The following is a 14,268-nucleotide window of genomic DNA, read 5'->3' as shown; positions in this document are numbered from 1 at the left end:
TTTATGGCGCGTTTCTCAGCGCTATAGCATATCGCTAACTCATCATTGACATCCCTCCCCCCATACGGTAATTGTTTTGTTCGCAGTATCTATTTTATATTTCATTTTTTTGCCGCTCATCACGCGGATTTCTTCCATTATATTGCCAATGCTTTTGTTGGTAAATGTGGCGTTAAACCTGCATTGGTTTAATTTATTGCTCTTCAATTCAAAATGAACATTGTAATATCTTTCCAATGATTTGAACATATTGGGCAGGCTTACATCTTTAAAAGCAAAGCTGTTTTTAATCCATGCATTTACTTCGGTAATGCGTGCTGTATGCACAACATATTCGTGTTCTTTAATATGGTATAGCAATTTCATTCCTGGGGTAAGGAGTGATAATTGTGTTAATTTACCCTCACTGTTCTCCGAAACTTTTACCTTACCGGTACGTACCGCCACGCTAAAGGTTCCATCTTTCGGATAGGCATAAATATTAAAGGATGTACCCAAAACCCTGGTTTGCATTTGCCCGCTGTGTACAATAAACGGACTCGTGGTATCGTGTTTTACTTCAAAAAAAGCTTCACCTTCCAACCGGATATTTCTCAGCTTGCCTTTAATAAAATGTGATGGCCAGGTGAGTTTACTTCCTGCACCCAGGTATACAATAGAACTATCTGGGAGCATCAGTTTTACTTTTTCTCCTTTTAGCGTGGTTTTACTTAAAAGGGCAATGGCCATTTCTGCGGGCTGTTGCATTTTTTTGTAAGCATACCAACCAAATGCTGCAGAAATTACCACTACAACTGCTGCTGCATATTTTAATATTGGATACAGCAACCTGGTTTTTGGCTTCCTGTCTTCAATTTTGTTCCAGATCTGATTAAGGCCTTTATTGGCTTCTGAAGTGTAGTCGGGTTGGCCGTTTTGCTTTTTCCATGCTTTTTCCATCACCGCATGAAATTCGCTGTCGCCATTCGCCGGATCGGCGAGGTATTCCATCAGGGTTTTTTCCTGCTCCGGATCGGTTTTGCCCTCCAGATAACGTTCAAATAATATTTTAATGTAATCTTGTTTCACTTTTATGCTTGGTCTTAACGCTTTTATGCTGCGCGCTACTGTATATATGCACGAAAGTTTGGATACAGCTATAGGTGGAGAAGATTTTTTTTTAAAAAAGAAGAGTTAGGTAATTAAATAACCAATAATCAATTTTCAATGACCAGTTAGCGAGTGTTTTAGGAGTTAACTTCGAAAGCTTAATGTTCTTAACTCCTTAATGGTTAAATGATAGAAAATGGAATAAATTTACGCTAGTTTTAGCCACGGAGGCACGGAAATCACAGAGAATCTAACGCGTTTTGTCATCCTGAGCGTAGTCGAAGGATATTTTGAAATGAAAAATGTAAGATGGATGATGGAAATGAATAACCAATAGCGAATTATATATAAAACGTAACTGTTTTTGTCATCCTGAATGCAATGGAGGATCTTTTATACTGAAATGAATGATCAGATTTCTCTCTCGAAAGTTTGGGACTGCGCTACAGTCGAAATGACGATCGCGGTTGCCAAATACTCCACGCCCCACGCTAACCGCTCAGCAAAACATCAACAATACAAATGATATAATCGTTTCTGGAGAATAAGTTTTAAAATATTTCCGCATGATGCCCAGCGATTTTTTGAGGTGGTTGTTCACTGTGTTTTTAGAAATGCCCATCAACTGCGATATTTCCTCGTGCGTATGGTGGTCGTTCCGGCTCATCAGGTATATTCTTTTTACCTGTGGAGAAAGACTTTCAATTGCTTCCTGTGCCAGCTGTTTCGATTCTTTGGCATCAAGTTCATCTTCAATGGCATTGAAAGATCGCTCATGCGCTAAATTTTCATTGCTATAAGCTTTTTCTCTTGCCTTTTTACGGAGTGTACCTAAAAAAATATTGCGAATAAGGGTATAAAGAAAAGCTTCGAAATTTTTTTCGGGGTCTATTTTGGTTCTGTTTTCCCAAAGTCTAACAAAAGTATCCTGTGTAAGTTCTTCGGCTTCTTCTCTGCAACGGGTAAAATGATAGGCATAACCAAATATCTTTTGACGGTACTTGTGGTAAATTTCGTTAAAAGCAGCCGAATCGCCAGTTTTCACTGCATTCAGGAGTTTTATATTTTTAAAATCTTCCAACTTTTCCATGAGTAGCGGTTAATGAGGGCAAGTTAGGGCTTGCGTTTAAAGTTAATGTTAAGCTAATGAGAACCTTTTCTAACCATTTAACGGTGAGTAATCACCATGCTCTGTTGAGCAGATTGTGTTCTCGAATCCATCAAAATATTTCCGGACTGGAAACCTCCTGAAAGCATGATGTTAATACTAATGCCTGTTTTGGCTACTTTACCGGTTATTCTTGCAATTGCTGTTTTTACCAAAGGATCGGCCTGATCGCCAAACGGGAGCAGGGGTAAGGTATTGATTTCATTTATGGCAACATCAGGGTTAATACCTGCACTGTAATTCCCAAACCCTTGTGCGTTAAATAGTTTATATACTATAGGGTGCATTTCCCAGTTTACCTGTTTCGGACTCCGGGCATCATATATCCTGAATGAGGCTTCATCTTTTCCCCGTGTTTTTTCGCCAACCTGAATCACCTGGATAAAAGGTTTTAAATTGTTAATCATTACTTCCGAAGCTGATGCGGTGGCAGCTGTTGACAAAATATAAACCTTGCTTAAGCCGAGGTTTTGCTGGAGGAGGACATTAAAATTTACCGTTCGATCGAAAGTAGCTGCGGTACCGATAGATTCTGTTCTGGTACCGCCGTTTTTGTTACCCTTGTAAGTGATAAATGGTTTATCGAAAGAGATGTTTTGTGCAATCATGGCACATATTGCTGCCGCTTCCGCTACCTGCCCGCCAGAATTATAACGGAGATCAAGTATAAGATCGGAGATGCCTTCCGTCTTGAAATTACTGAAAACCGGAATTAATGAACTGGCCAATCCACCATTAAAATCAAGAAAATAGAGGTAGCCAATTTTTTTTCCATCGCTTTCTATCACCCTGCTGATTTCTTTTTGATCGAGTATTACACCTTTGGCCAGTTCTACAGTACGTGTATCGGTCCAGGTATTATTATTCTGTTCTGCCAGGCCCAGCGAAAAGTGGTCGCTGCTTAATATTTCGTCCTGTAAAGCCTGTGCATTGGCCAATGTTAATGTTTTTCCGTTTATTTTGCTGATGTAATCTCCTCGTTTTAAACCCGCCCTGGATGCTGGAGAATCTTTTAAAACCAGTTTAATAATCCCGATTACCTTTGTGCTGTTCTGATCGCTAACAGTTACATAATCGAAACCGAAGTTCCGGTTGTTTGGTATAATCGTGTTAGCGTCGTTTGGAATATTGATGTACGAAAAACGGTCGGCACCATTGCGCACCGAATTAAAAAAATCTTTTGGTGATAAACCGATATTAGGATCGGAGGGTAGCTGTTCGTTCCAGTAATAATAGCGTTTCAGGCTATCGAGTATCCAGGTATTGATGTTTTCGTTGCTTCCCGCAGGATAATCGGGACTTTTTTTATCTTTTTTGCAGGAAGGAAGTATAATGATCAGAAAGATAAAATAAGAACAGCAATAAAACATTCTTTTTAAGTGAGTTGAGCGTTTTTTCATAACCTTACTGAATTTCGATAGCAAACTTAAAGCTACTATTGTTAACCATGGGTTAATTTTTGGTTAGATTCATCGGTTTAAGAAGAGCTCACCCGCTCTGTTAATTAATTATTATCAATGTAATTAACGTTAACATAACAATAATTAAATGTTTGCTTTTTATTATGTTAACTTTGTGGAGTGAACTTCCCGCTCTATATCTACTACGAACTGCTGATCCGTTTATCTGACATTGAATCCGAAATCGGGCATTATGTATCTTCCACTGCCGATCACGAAATCTGTATCATCCGCACCACAAACGGAACGGTTAAAGTGCCGTTAAATCTTCTAAAAAGACAGTCTGAAGATCCTAACCTTATTGCTAAGGAAGAGCTTAAAGTGTTAAGCAAAACATTCAGGCCAAACTATCTGTAATACCCGGTATATTATATAGCTGGCGCAAAAAAAAAAATGTGCGGCAGCCTAAACAGGTTAATATGGAAATGGAACGGTATAAATCCAATCGGGATTTTATTGGCTTTGTAAGTGGCCTTTGTGCATTAGAAAAGGATGCAGCCGCTTTACTGTCGCAACAGTTAGAAACCGTTAGCTTTAAAAAAGGAGAGGCTATACTAGAACAGGGAAGCATCTGCAGATATGTATATTATATTAACAGCGGACTGGTTAAAACTGGTTTTGAAAATAAGGAAAGGACTTTTATTATGCGTTTCTTTGCAGAGGGTGCAACTTTTACCGTTCTTGATAGTTACCTTTCTCAAAATCCATCAGCCTACAAGATAGAAGCATTGGAAAATACGGTACTCACCCGTATATCACGAACAGAAATGGATAAACTTTGTTTCCGTTTTCACCCCATGGAAACTTTCTTTAGAAAACTGGTTTCTATGGCATCGGTTAACATGATGTCGAGGATTGGTGAAATGCTTGAAGAAAAGGCCGCTGCACGTTACGAAAATTTTTTAAGGGAAAACCCAGGCCTCATACAAAGAATCAGCCTTGGCGATCTGGCGGGTTACCTTGGCATTACCCAGGTTTCTTTAAGCAGGATCAGGTCGGGAATATAGTTTTTATCATTTGATAAATTTTCGACGCCAATGATGTACTAGGTTTGATTAATAAATTTAAAGGTTATGAAAGCAAAATTCTCTATACCGCAAAAGTTAAGCCTGGTGATAGCAATTGTGTTTACCGTTGTTGCACCCATAATGGGGTATCTTTCTATCGGATTGCCACCAGTTATTATTGTAGGTGGATCTGCATTGATCGGCCTGGTATGCTGGTATGTCACTTATCTTAAAAATCCGGTGGATCCAAAAATCATTTTACCACTTTTTCTGCTTACCGTTGCCGGGCTTCAGATCCATATTATTGAAGAATACCTCACAGGTTTTGCTCCTGCCATGAGCAGGCTCTTTGGTATTCCATGGAGTGAAAAAAGTTTCCTGATGGTTTTTGCACTGGTTGGCCCCACAATTTACACTCTTACAGCCCTTGGCTTGTATTACAAGGTTCCGATTGCTGGTTTTGTTGCCTGGTTTATTTTTATCGGTACTGGAGTAGCTGAGTTTACACATTTTATTTTTCCGCTGATCAGGCCTGAGCTGAACGCAGCCACATTAAATCCAATTACAGCGCCTATCCATGGAGAATTGATTGTTAATATGCGCAATTATTACCTCGGTACAACCGGAAGGTATTATTTTCCGGGTATGTGGACGGCTATATTGCCAATGATCCCCGGGATTTATGCCATTTACCGTTTGTTTAAGTTAAACAAATCCGCAAAGGCATAAAAATAAAGGTATATTATCAAAATGTTAAACTTTTGGTTTGTACTTTTAAATGTAATCAGGCTTACTACTTTTGCGGCGATCAAAAAGAAATGATCATGTAGAGCGCTGGCCGGTAGCATGCCGAAGGTTCGATTCCTTCCTCTACAACATAAGCCCTAAAATGATAACCCATCTATTAGCTTTTTAACCGTGACCAAACTTCATTTTTTGTTCATGTTCAGTTTCTAGGTTTGTAACATAGATATTGGTTATATCATTTGGTTAGTAAATAAGCCGCAACGGATGTTGTGGCTTATTCTGTTTTACGGGCCTCAAATTTCAGATGGTTCGGTTATGTTCAATAACTTAATATTGCCTTAATATACAACGTTGGTATAGGTTTTATTTTTGCTGCACAGAGATTCTCTTCGCAAGGCATGTTCAACAAAATAAAAGATTTACCGGATGCAGTACTGTTAGAAAAGCATAAAAACGGAAGTTCTGCTGCCTTCGATCTTCTTTTTAAACGGTACTATTCTGCCTTATACCGTTATGCCTTAAAAAATAGTAAAGATACTTTTGTTGCTGAAGAACTGGTAATGGATGTGATGCTTGGCCTTTGGAAAAAACAGGGCGACATTTCAATTGAAACCGATCTTGGCCCATACCTTTATCGTTCTGTTAAAAATGCGCTCTACAACCATTACCGTAAGAAAATAATGGCAACGGTTGAGCTTGATGAACAGCTTGATACTGATATTGTACAATCGAGGCCTGCTGATGATGCACTGGTATATTCACAGCTCGAAGAAATTTACCTCGAAAAACTTGCAGAGTTAAGTCCTGCGCGTAGAAAAGTATTTCAGATGAGCAGGGAAGAAAATAAAACCTACGCCGAAATTGCCAGCGATATGAACCTTTCTGTAAATACAGTCGAAAATTATATGGTTGCCGCGCTCAGCTTTTTCAGGAAGCATATAAAAGAACATGCAGATTTCACCCTTTTTTTGCTTCTGGCACCTTATATCTTCTTGTTTTTACCTTCTTAAAATAAAACGTATATTTTTTTTCTTTTGATAGGTGGTACCTGTAAAAAGTTGTGTTATGACTATTGAAGAACAACATCAATGGATCATAAAACAGAAAAAAAGGCCCTCATCAGAAAATATATTAACGGCGAATGTTCAGCAGAAGAAATTGCTGAAATAAAATCGCTGTTAGCTACCGATGATCTTTCTGTTCTTTTTGATGAGGTGATGGACGAGATTGCCGCATCAACTGTTGATCAATATAATGAACCGGATCTGGAATATGCCCTGGATAAATTCCACGAAAAGCAATCGGCAGAAAATATAGAAGGAAATATATTACCCTTATCATCAAAAAACATAAAACTTCGCAGGTATTTATCATACGCTGCTGCAGTGCTGGTCATTATTGGTTCTATTTCGCTTTTAATCCCAAGGCTAGGCAAAAAAACGCAGCAGTATGCACAGGTTTATCAACATTTCGAAAACCCAAATGGAAAACGTTCCAGGATCCTTTTGCCCGATAGTTCTGTAGTATATCTGGGTTCGGGTAGTACACTTTCTTTTCCTTCAAAATTTGCTGCAAATATGCGGGCGATATCGTTAAGGGGGGAAGCTTTTTTTGAAGTCACTAAAAATCCGAAAAGGCCATTTATCATCCACACCGGAAATATAGTAACCAGGGTATTGGGCACCTCTTTTAAAGTTGATGCTTTTTTAAATCAACCGGTTAGTGTTTTGGTGAGTACCGGAAAGGTAAGGGTAGATAGGGAAGTGAACAAGGTATTACATCCCATTGCTGTATTGTTGCCGGGCCAAAGTGTGGTGTGGAACGAGAAAACCGGGCAGCGCGAACTGGGCAGTACACCTGTTAGCGACATTCTCGGATGGAAAAACGGAAAACTGGTGTTCAGAAAAACTAAGCTGGCTGATATTGCCACCATTTTGGAAAGAACTTACAATGTTGCCATCGCAATAAACAATTCTGCTATAGCTGAAAGGCAGATCAGGGTGAATTTAACCACCGATATCCCGTTAAGCAAACTGATTAAGATCCTCAGCGTTGCGGGCAACTTTAACTATAAAATCAATCAAAATCATGTTAGCATTTTTTAGGAGAGAAAGGATGGGGATGTAACAAACAGACTAAAAATAAAAACGTCCCCCTTTGAGGGAGGACGCGTAAATCATCAACGGACTGGCTGTTTTCGAAGACCCGTCAGCCCACGATAAAGTATTCATAATATCCGCCCGAAGGCGAAAAATCATAATGATCAAAAATATGCAAAAAGTATTACATCTGCATGTTTCTTTTCAATATGCAAGGCAATGCTATAATGCCTTGTACCATGTTAAAAAGAAACTGAGGCAGGTGGCTGATAACAATCTGTCCGCAGATAAAATTTATTTCTTTATGAAATGCTCTTTTCTAGTGATCCTTGCAAATCTTACCGGCCTTGGGGTACTCTTCGCCAGTAATGTATCAGGGCAGGATCTTAATCGGAAAATCAAGCTCAAACTCGAAGCCGCAACAATAGAAAAAAGTTTGGCTATTATAGAAAAACAGGGCAATATCCAGATTAATGTAGCGGTAAACCTGCTGAACAAGGTAGGCAAAAAGGTTAACCTTAACACCGAAAATATTACCGTTGCCGAGGCTTTGAATACTATTTTAGCCAATACCAATCTAAAATATAGTGTGGTAGAAGGTTATGTGGTGATTACGCGGAAACCTGTGCCCATATTAATTACCGGAACGGTTTTCGACGAGAAGAATAAGGAAACACTGATTGGAGTGAGTGTTAAGGTTAAGGGTGGGGCTGCTGCTGCCTCGACCGATGTAAATGGAAATTTCAGGATTACCGTTCCCGAAGGAGGCGCTACCCTCGTTATTTCTTACATGGGTTACATTAGCCGCGAAATTAACGTAGATGCCAGTACCAAAGTGTTGAATATTGCTTTAAAAGCATCATCAACGCAGTTAAATGAGGTAATGGTACAGGCCAGGAGAAAAGCAAATACCGAAGTAGCCGTATTGGAAGAACGTAAAAAATCGTCGATTATCCAGGATGCAATATCTTCACAACAGATTGAACGTACCGGAAGTATTACCACCACCCAGGCATTACAACGTGTTTCGGGGGTTACCGTAACCGATGATAAATATGTGGCTATCCGCGGTTTAGGCGATAGGAGTGTAATCGGACAGTTGAACGGTGTGCGTTTAGCCTCGTCTGATCCCGACAGGAGCACTATACCCTTAGATCTGGTTCCGGCATCATTACTCGATAACATTACCATTTATAAAACCGTAACGCCCGATAAACCAGCCGATGCAGCTGCGGGTATTGTCGAATTAAAAACCAAATCCGTTCCCGAAAAGGAAACTTTCGAAATCATCGCCCAATCGGGGGTAAACTCGAATGTAGGTATTGGCGGACAGTATAATAGCTTCTGGAACAGCGATATGGGGGCTTTTGGCAATAAAATCAGTGATAAAAACTTAAGCAGTGATTTTAAAAATCTGGCCAGTCAGTATCCGAATGGTTTGGGTTCTATCCAAAGCATGATTGCCAACAGCAATTATAGCCCAACAGCCTACAAGGAAGTAAACCGCATCAACAACATCATGCAGTCTTTCGATCCGGTAATGACTACTCAGTACAAAAAAGCACCCTTAAACCAATTGTATTCGGCTAACTATGGCAATAGCTTTAACATTTTTAAAAAGCATAAACTGGGTTTAATCATGGGTGGAAATTATTATCGCCGCATTACCGATATCAGTGGTGGCGATTTAACCCAATACAGCATTTATCAGGGAGTAGTTACCGGGAACCCTGATGTTTACAGTCAACGTAACATTCCGAATTATATTACACCGAACAGTTTGTACATGGGTAAATACCAAACTTATAAAGAAAACACCGGTGTAGAAACACTTAACTATGGTACTCTGGTTGGTGTTACCTATCAGTTTAACCGCCGTAACGAAATCAGTATGCAATACCTGGGCAGCTGGGGTGGCGAAACCAAAGCCACTAATTTAGCCGGCCGTTACGAATATACAGGTTTGCCAGGGGAGGTGAAAACGACAACATATTCGTTAAAACAAACTTTCCGGAACCTGAACACTTTTAACCTACAGGGCGAGCATAAGTTTTTTGATAAAGAATTATCACCGCGTTTAAGTTACAATGTAGCCAGTTCGCGATCAAAGCAAAACGATCCCGATTTCCGCTTTGCCAGTTTGGCCGATTACATCCCAAGAGGTGGTGGTTATTATACAGTTGGAACAGGAAGCAGTGCACCCGCAACGGTTTACAGCAAACACCTTTATGCCTTAACCTCAGGTTATGTTAACGGTTTTGGTCCTTACGGTATTATACAGGCCGAGCCCAACGGAAGAAGGTGGCGAAACCTTGATGAAAAAAATTATAATTACAAGGCGGATTTAAGTCTTCCATTTAAATTGTTCGGACAAAAACAGGAGTTTAAAACAGGGATAAATTACCTGTTCAGAGACCGGACTTTCAGTGAAAACCAGCTTTTCCTGCCGGGATCTAACTTTACCAGCAACAAGGCTTTGCCACTTTATGGAGCCGAAGGTAACCTGAACCGCCTGGTAAGCAGCGAATTTATCGGCGTTAAATTGCCTACCGGCAATCAGGGTGAAGGCATGATGCCGGTTGGCGGGTTTTTATACAACAGCCAGAAGTCGCCCAATAATTATACAGGTTATTTCGAAACCAATGCTTTTTATGGCATGCTCGATTTAAAGCTGACCGAAAAACTGCGTATTGCAGGTGGTGTGCGCTTCGAAATGACCAATATTGGTTCTTCTGTTGATACCTCGGGTGTGTTTTTAGATCCTTCGCTTACCGCAGGCGGCGCAAACGGAAGCAAAATTCCATTAAACCCGATTAATCCGAACTCGGTATATAAAACGGGTTATAAACCATTTTACTCGGTTAACGCAACTTATACGCTAAACGATAACATGAATTTCCGGACTGCTTATAACACTACTTTGGCCCGCCCGGAGTTAAGGGAAATTACCAATGTTTTCGAATTTGATGCCTTCCAGATGGGTTTAGTGGTGGGTAATCCAAACCTTAAGAACCAGTTTACCCAAAACCTCGATTTCAGGTGGGAATGGTTCCCGGCAAAAGGAGAGGTACTTGCTGTTTCGGCATTTGGTAAACGCATAGAAAACCAACTGGTAAAGGTTTTTAGTCTTCAAACTGCTGGTCTGGCTGCTACCTATCCCGAATTTCCAACCATCCAGTTCCAGAACGATCCGAACGTTGGCCGGGTGTGGGGACTTGAACTCGAGGTAGTGAAAAGTTTGGGAAATATCTGGGATCCCTTAAAGAATTTCTATTTCGGATCTAACTTATTGCTGGCACAGAGCGACATTAAAAAAACACCTGAACGTTACGAAGCCATCCGATCGCTAGATCGTTATACACCAAAAAACAGTCCGCTTTTCGAGCAGGCACCGTATTCCATCAATGCATGGTTAAATTATGAAAACCCGAAATCGGGCTCTGATTTTACGCTGACCTTTAATGTGGTTGGCGAACGTTTGGTGCAAATTAACCTCACCGGTGAATCCGATTTATACACCCGTCCGGTACCTGTTTTAGATTTTGTATTCAGTCAGCGCCTTAGTAAAAGTGTAAAATTTAAAGGCTACGCCAAAAACATCCTTAACCCCGATATCAAAACTGTGTATGCCAATCCGCAAACCGGGGGCAAATGGTATGGTAACGAGTATATCAACCGAAGTTATACCCGCGGTGCCGAAATTATGTTGGGCTTTACCTATAATCTATTTAAATAATGAATAAGATAAATTATAAATGTTTTAGTCTGCTGTTTTTCAGTGTGATACTGTTATTTCAGGCTTGTAAAAAAGATAAGACTGATTTTGAAACAGACAACAGGATATTAACCCAGAACCGAGTTAACTCAACTGCCCGTATCATCAATGTAGCAGGTTTTAACCAGGTAATTGCCAATGGCGACAGTCTGACCAATTTTATCGTGCGGGAACCTAACAAACCGAACAGCCAGCAATATCCGGGAACCTCCTATTTCCCGTCGAACGGACAACTGGGGAAGACCTGGTTTGTTCCGCAAGACCTTTTTAATGCGCAGGAAACTGCAAAGCTGAATTTTACGGTGAGAAGTTATGGCCCTGTATTCGTCAACGAAGTAAAACTCGATGTAAAAAACGATTACAACAATCCAACAGATTATTTCTTAATGCCAGTTTTTGCAATGGATGGTCAGCAAGAAGTGGTGCCTGTAAAAAGAGGTGTTTCGGTTGCTTCAAAGCCGGATTATTTTAAAATCAGGATTGTAAATCTTTCCGGTACCATTAAAAACCCTGCAGTTAACAGCAGTGGCAGGCAGGAAGATTTAAGCGGAGCCGTATCGCTGGCTTATGCCGATGGTACTTTGGTTGATGCAAAGACCAATAATATCAGTTCGGCAATCAGAGCTTCCGAATATATAGAACTGCCCTATGGTACCTATCAGTTTAAAATACTCATGGCCGATGGAAGACAGATGCCAGCCTTAGGCGCAGGTTTAGACGCTATTACGCTGATCGATCCCCCTACATCAAGCATTCCTGTTAATTTGATGAATTCGACCAAGCAAACTTATGCGCCCATCCAAACCTTCCAGCCAGGAGGTATTTATACCATTTTAATCGCTCCACAAAGGTTTGATTATCTCGTTAACGAGCTTGACGAAACCTCTACAACCTATCAAAATTCCTTTCAAGTGATTGGTGATAATAGTCCATCGGCCAACAATACGTATTTCAGGGTACAGGGCGTAAATGCGCTGGCCGGGCAAAATGTAAGTTTTAAGGTAGACGGAAAAACAATAGCCAGCAATTTAGCTTTTGGCACTGCCGGAGCCTATGCAAACCTGATCCAGGGCAGCCATACGGTTGAGGCCTTAGACGCATCGGGCAAAACCATCGCCAGTGCCAGTCAGGTACTCCGCCCAGCGCAAAACTATACCGCATGGTTATATCCCGATCAATCCGGGACACCTAAGGTACTGCTGGTAGCCAACGATTTAAGTGGTACAACCTATCTCGGGGCAGAAGACGATGCCACTTACATGCGCAATCAATACTATTATTTCTTCTTTAAAAGGTTTTTAAATCTTTCAACAGGCAATCCTTATATCACTTTTACACAAAGCAACGGGCAATCTTCAGCCGGAGGAAATGATAATGCAAATGCAGGGGTTAATCTTCAGCCGGGGCTTCCCTTATTCGAACGTCCTTATATCAGCAATGTCTACACACAAAAAGCATTTGAAATTATGGCTTACCGCTCTAAACCCAATGTGGTGCCGGGTATATGGGCCAATGATATTGAAGTATTAAAAAGCGAGGCCTTTATTGCGGATAAAAACCTTTATCAGAAAGTAGGTCGGGGATTACCCGTACAGGAGCCTGGAATTTATACCGTGGGCCTTATTGGCCAGTCGGGCACAGGCAGTACACCCGCAAACAAAGCAAGAATGATCATTATCAAACACAACAAATAATGAAAAACGAGAGAATATTAAAAACCGAATTAACGCGGTTGTCATGGCTTTTTGCCACATGTTTGCTGCTGCTTAACTCTGGCTGTGTTAAAGTAGAGTACTCTAAGATCGACGATCCGGCATATTTGAGGGTATTCAATAACCTTAATTATGTACAAACGCTTGGTAGTAAAGATAACAAAGTGCCATTTTTTTGTATGCTGATCAATCCTGTACTGGATGGTAATGGCATGCCAACAAGTGCCGAAATTGTGGGCGACTTTTTAGATCAGCGCGATGCCTATGCACCTCCATATCCATCGCATATTGGTACCAGTACCTCAGTTAACAATCCCGAATATCCGGGAAAGGAAAATGTATTGGTTGGACCCATTTTAAACGGTTTCGATTTAAGCAGCTGGGCACAGGTTCCGTCAGGCAAAATGCGGATCATGTTTGCTTACCGCCCGAAAAATACAGTACCCTTTTTTCAATTGGAAAACCAGCAAAAAAAAGATATCCTCATCGATACCGTACTTAATCTCACCAGTAAAGAGGTATATACCCTGCACGTACTGCAAAAAGATTTTGTAACCAAAAGAACTGGTCTTTTGCTCCGTCAGGAGGTTTTTCAAAAGCTGCCTTTATCTGATTCGCTTACCTATGTAAACTTTTACAACATGAGCGCCAAAGGCTATTGGGAGGCCGATAAATCGCTTAAGGCCGAAGATTATCTGATGGCCAGTTTTCAGGGTGGAATGAAAGATGAAATGAATGTTTTCCTGTCGCTTTATGAAGATCAAAGTATTTTGAATGCCAAGGCAGCCACTATACCGGGTTTCAAGGGGAAATATCTGGCCAATGTTAAATTGAATACCGCAACAAGTGATGTAAGTCCTTATGTAAGTTTTCCGATCTGGGCAAGTAATACCGGCAATGGCATCACCACAAGTATGTGGCAAAGGTTCGATTTTTTTGTGCCGGGAATGGATATTTCCAATAATCCTTTTTACGAAGCCTCAACCGATAACGGGGGCAACTGGGTTTCGGTTAACTGTTTACAGAATGGCAAAGTAAGGATGACGGGCAACGATAATGCTGCCATATTGCCCAATTTGCTGGTCAACATCCATTCGGGTGTAAATAACCCTAAAACTTTTGCCACGGTAAATACCATCGAAGTGGTTAATGGCAGGGTTTATTTAACCACCGTTCAACGAAAATATGCACCGCCCATTTATTAAAAACAT

11 protein-coding genes are annotated in these 14,268 nt (G+C 40.7%); 8 read left to right on the top strand and 3 right to left on the bottom strand.

The window, feature by feature from the left end:
* Positions 1–42: 42 nt before the first annotated feature.
* From U859_RS31315 to U859_RS0124610, 3 genes are all read right to left on the bottom strand, one after another.
* Positions 43–1,068 carry a FecR family protein gene (locus tag U859_RS31315; protein WP_025145922.1) on the bottom strand — a complete coding sequence of 342 codons (1,026 nt, stop codon included), beginning with the start codon at positions 1,066–1,068 and terminating at the stop codon, positions 43–45.
* A 520-nt stretch (positions 1,069–1,588) separates the two neighbouring features.
* A complete protein-coding gene (locus U859_RS0124615) occupies positions 1,589–2,179 on the bottom strand; it encodes an RNA polymerase sigma factor (RefSeq protein ID WP_025145921.1) in 591 nt (196 codons plus the stop codon).
* Between the two features lie 77 nt (positions 2,180–2,256).
* Complete coding sequence (locus U859_RS0124610) at positions 2,257–3,657, bottom strand: S41 family peptidase (RefSeq protein WP_025145920.1); 1,401 nt, start codon at positions 3,655–3,657, stop codon at positions 2,257–2,259.
* A 180-nt stretch (positions 3,658–3,837) separates the two neighbouring features.
* Here U859_RS0124610 and U859_RS0124605 point away from each other — a divergent pair, with 180 nt between their 5' ends.
* The 8 genes from U859_RS0124605 to U859_RS0124565 all read left to right on the top strand — a co-directional run bounded on the left by U859_RS0124605 (position 3,838) and on the right by U859_RS0124565 (position 14,262).
* The gene (locus tag U859_RS0124605; protein ID WP_025145919.1) at positions 3,838–4,074 is read left to right on the top strand and encodes a hypothetical protein; all 237 of its coding nucleotides are present in this window, start codon (positions 3,838–3,840) and stop codon (positions 4,072–4,074) included.
* 68 nt (positions 4,075–4,142) lie between these two features.
* Positions 4,143–4,724 (top strand): Crp/Fnr family transcriptional regulator, encoded by a 582-nt coding sequence (locus U859_RS0124600; protein WP_162800030.1) that lies wholly within the window; start codon positions 4,143–4,145, stop codon positions 4,722–4,724.
* Between the two features lie 66 nt (positions 4,725–4,790).
* Entirely contained in the window at positions 4,791–5,453 is a 663-nt protein-coding gene (locus U859_RS0124595; RefSeq protein ID WP_025145917.1) for a hypothetical protein, read from the top strand.
* Positions 5,454–5,869: 416 nt separating this feature from the next.
* On the top strand, positions 5,870–6,481 hold the full coding sequence (locus U859_RS0124585; protein WP_025145916.1) for an RNA polymerase sigma-70 factor: 612 nt from the start codon (positions 5,870–5,872) through the stop codon (positions 6,479–6,481).
* A 78-nt stretch (positions 6,482–6,559) separates the two neighbouring features.
* Positions 6,560–7,576, top strand: coding sequence for a FecR family protein (locus tag U859_RS0124580; RefSeq protein WP_025145915.1), 1,017 nt, complete (start codon positions 6,560–6,562; stop codon positions 7,574–7,576).
* A gap of 166 nt (positions 7,577–7,742) precedes the next feature.
* Positions 7,743–11,306 carry a TonB-dependent receptor gene (locus U859_RS0124575; protein WP_240183094.1) on the top strand — a complete coding sequence of 1,188 codons (3,564 nt, stop codon included), beginning with the start codon at positions 7,743–7,745 and terminating at the stop codon, positions 11,304–11,306.
* Positions 11,306–13,039: a DUF4397 domain-containing protein gene (locus U859_RS0124570; RefSeq protein ID WP_025145913.1), complete on the top strand. Its 1,734-nt coding sequence runs from the start codon at positions 11,306–11,308 to the stop codon at positions 13,037–13,039. The genes U859_RS0124575 and U859_RS0124570 overlap by 1 nt, the downstream gene beginning before the upstream one ends.
* Entirely contained in the window at positions 13,039–14,262 is a 1,224-nt protein-coding gene (locus U859_RS0124565) for a hypothetical protein (protein WP_051584766.1), read from the top strand. Before U859_RS0124570 ends, U859_RS0124565 begins: the two co-directional genes overlap by 1 nt.
* The last annotated feature ends 6 nt before the right edge of the window (positions 14,263–14,268 follow it).

The organism is Pedobacter jeongneungensis, from assembly GCF_000633455.1.
GTDB lineage: Bacteria > Bacteroidota > Bacteroidia > Sphingobacteriales > Sphingobacteriaceae > Pedobacter > Pedobacter jeongneungensis_A.
This window is presented reverse-complemented; position numbering and strand designations above follow the sequence as displayed.

What these genes read in the sequence shown, in the direction of transcription:
- U859_RS0124615 (WP_025145921.1), bottom strand. Translation starts at nt 2,179, where the DNA reads ATGGAAAAGTTGGAAGATTTTAAAAATATAAAACTCCTGAATGCAGTG.
- U859_RS0124610 (WP_025145920.1), bottom strand. Translation starts at nt 3,657, where the DNA reads ATGAAAAAACGCTCAACTCACTTAAAAAGAATGTTTTATTGCTGTTCT.
- U859_RS0124600 (WP_162800030.1), top strand. Translation starts at nt 4,143, where the DNA reads ATGGAACGGTATAAATCCAATCGGGATTTTATTGGCTTTGTAAGTGGC.
- U859_RS0124595 (WP_025145917.1), top strand. Translation starts at nt 4,791, where the DNA reads ATGAAAGCAAAATTCTCTATACCGCAAAAGTTAAGCCTGGTGATAGCA.
- U859_RS0124585 (WP_025145916.1), top strand. Translation starts at nt 5,870, where the DNA reads ATGTTCAACAAAATAAAAGATTTACCGGATGCAGTACTGTTAGAAAAG.
- U859_RS0124580 (WP_025145915.1), top strand. Translation starts at nt 6,560, where the DNA reads ATGGATCATAAAACAGAAAAAAAGGCCCTCATCAGAAAATATATTAAC.
- U859_RS0124575 (WP_240183094.1), top strand. Translation starts at nt 7,743, where the DNA reads ATGCAAAAAGTATTACATCTGCATGTTTCTTTTCAATATGCAAGGCAA.
- U859_RS0124570 (WP_025145913.1), top strand. Translation starts at nt 11,306, where the DNA reads ATGAATAAGATAAATTATAAATGTTTTAGTCTGCTGTTTTTCAGTGTG.
- U859_RS0124565 (WP_051584766.1), top strand. Translation starts at nt 13,039, where the DNA reads ATGAAAAACGAGAGAATATTAAAAACCGAATTAACGCGGTTGTCATGG.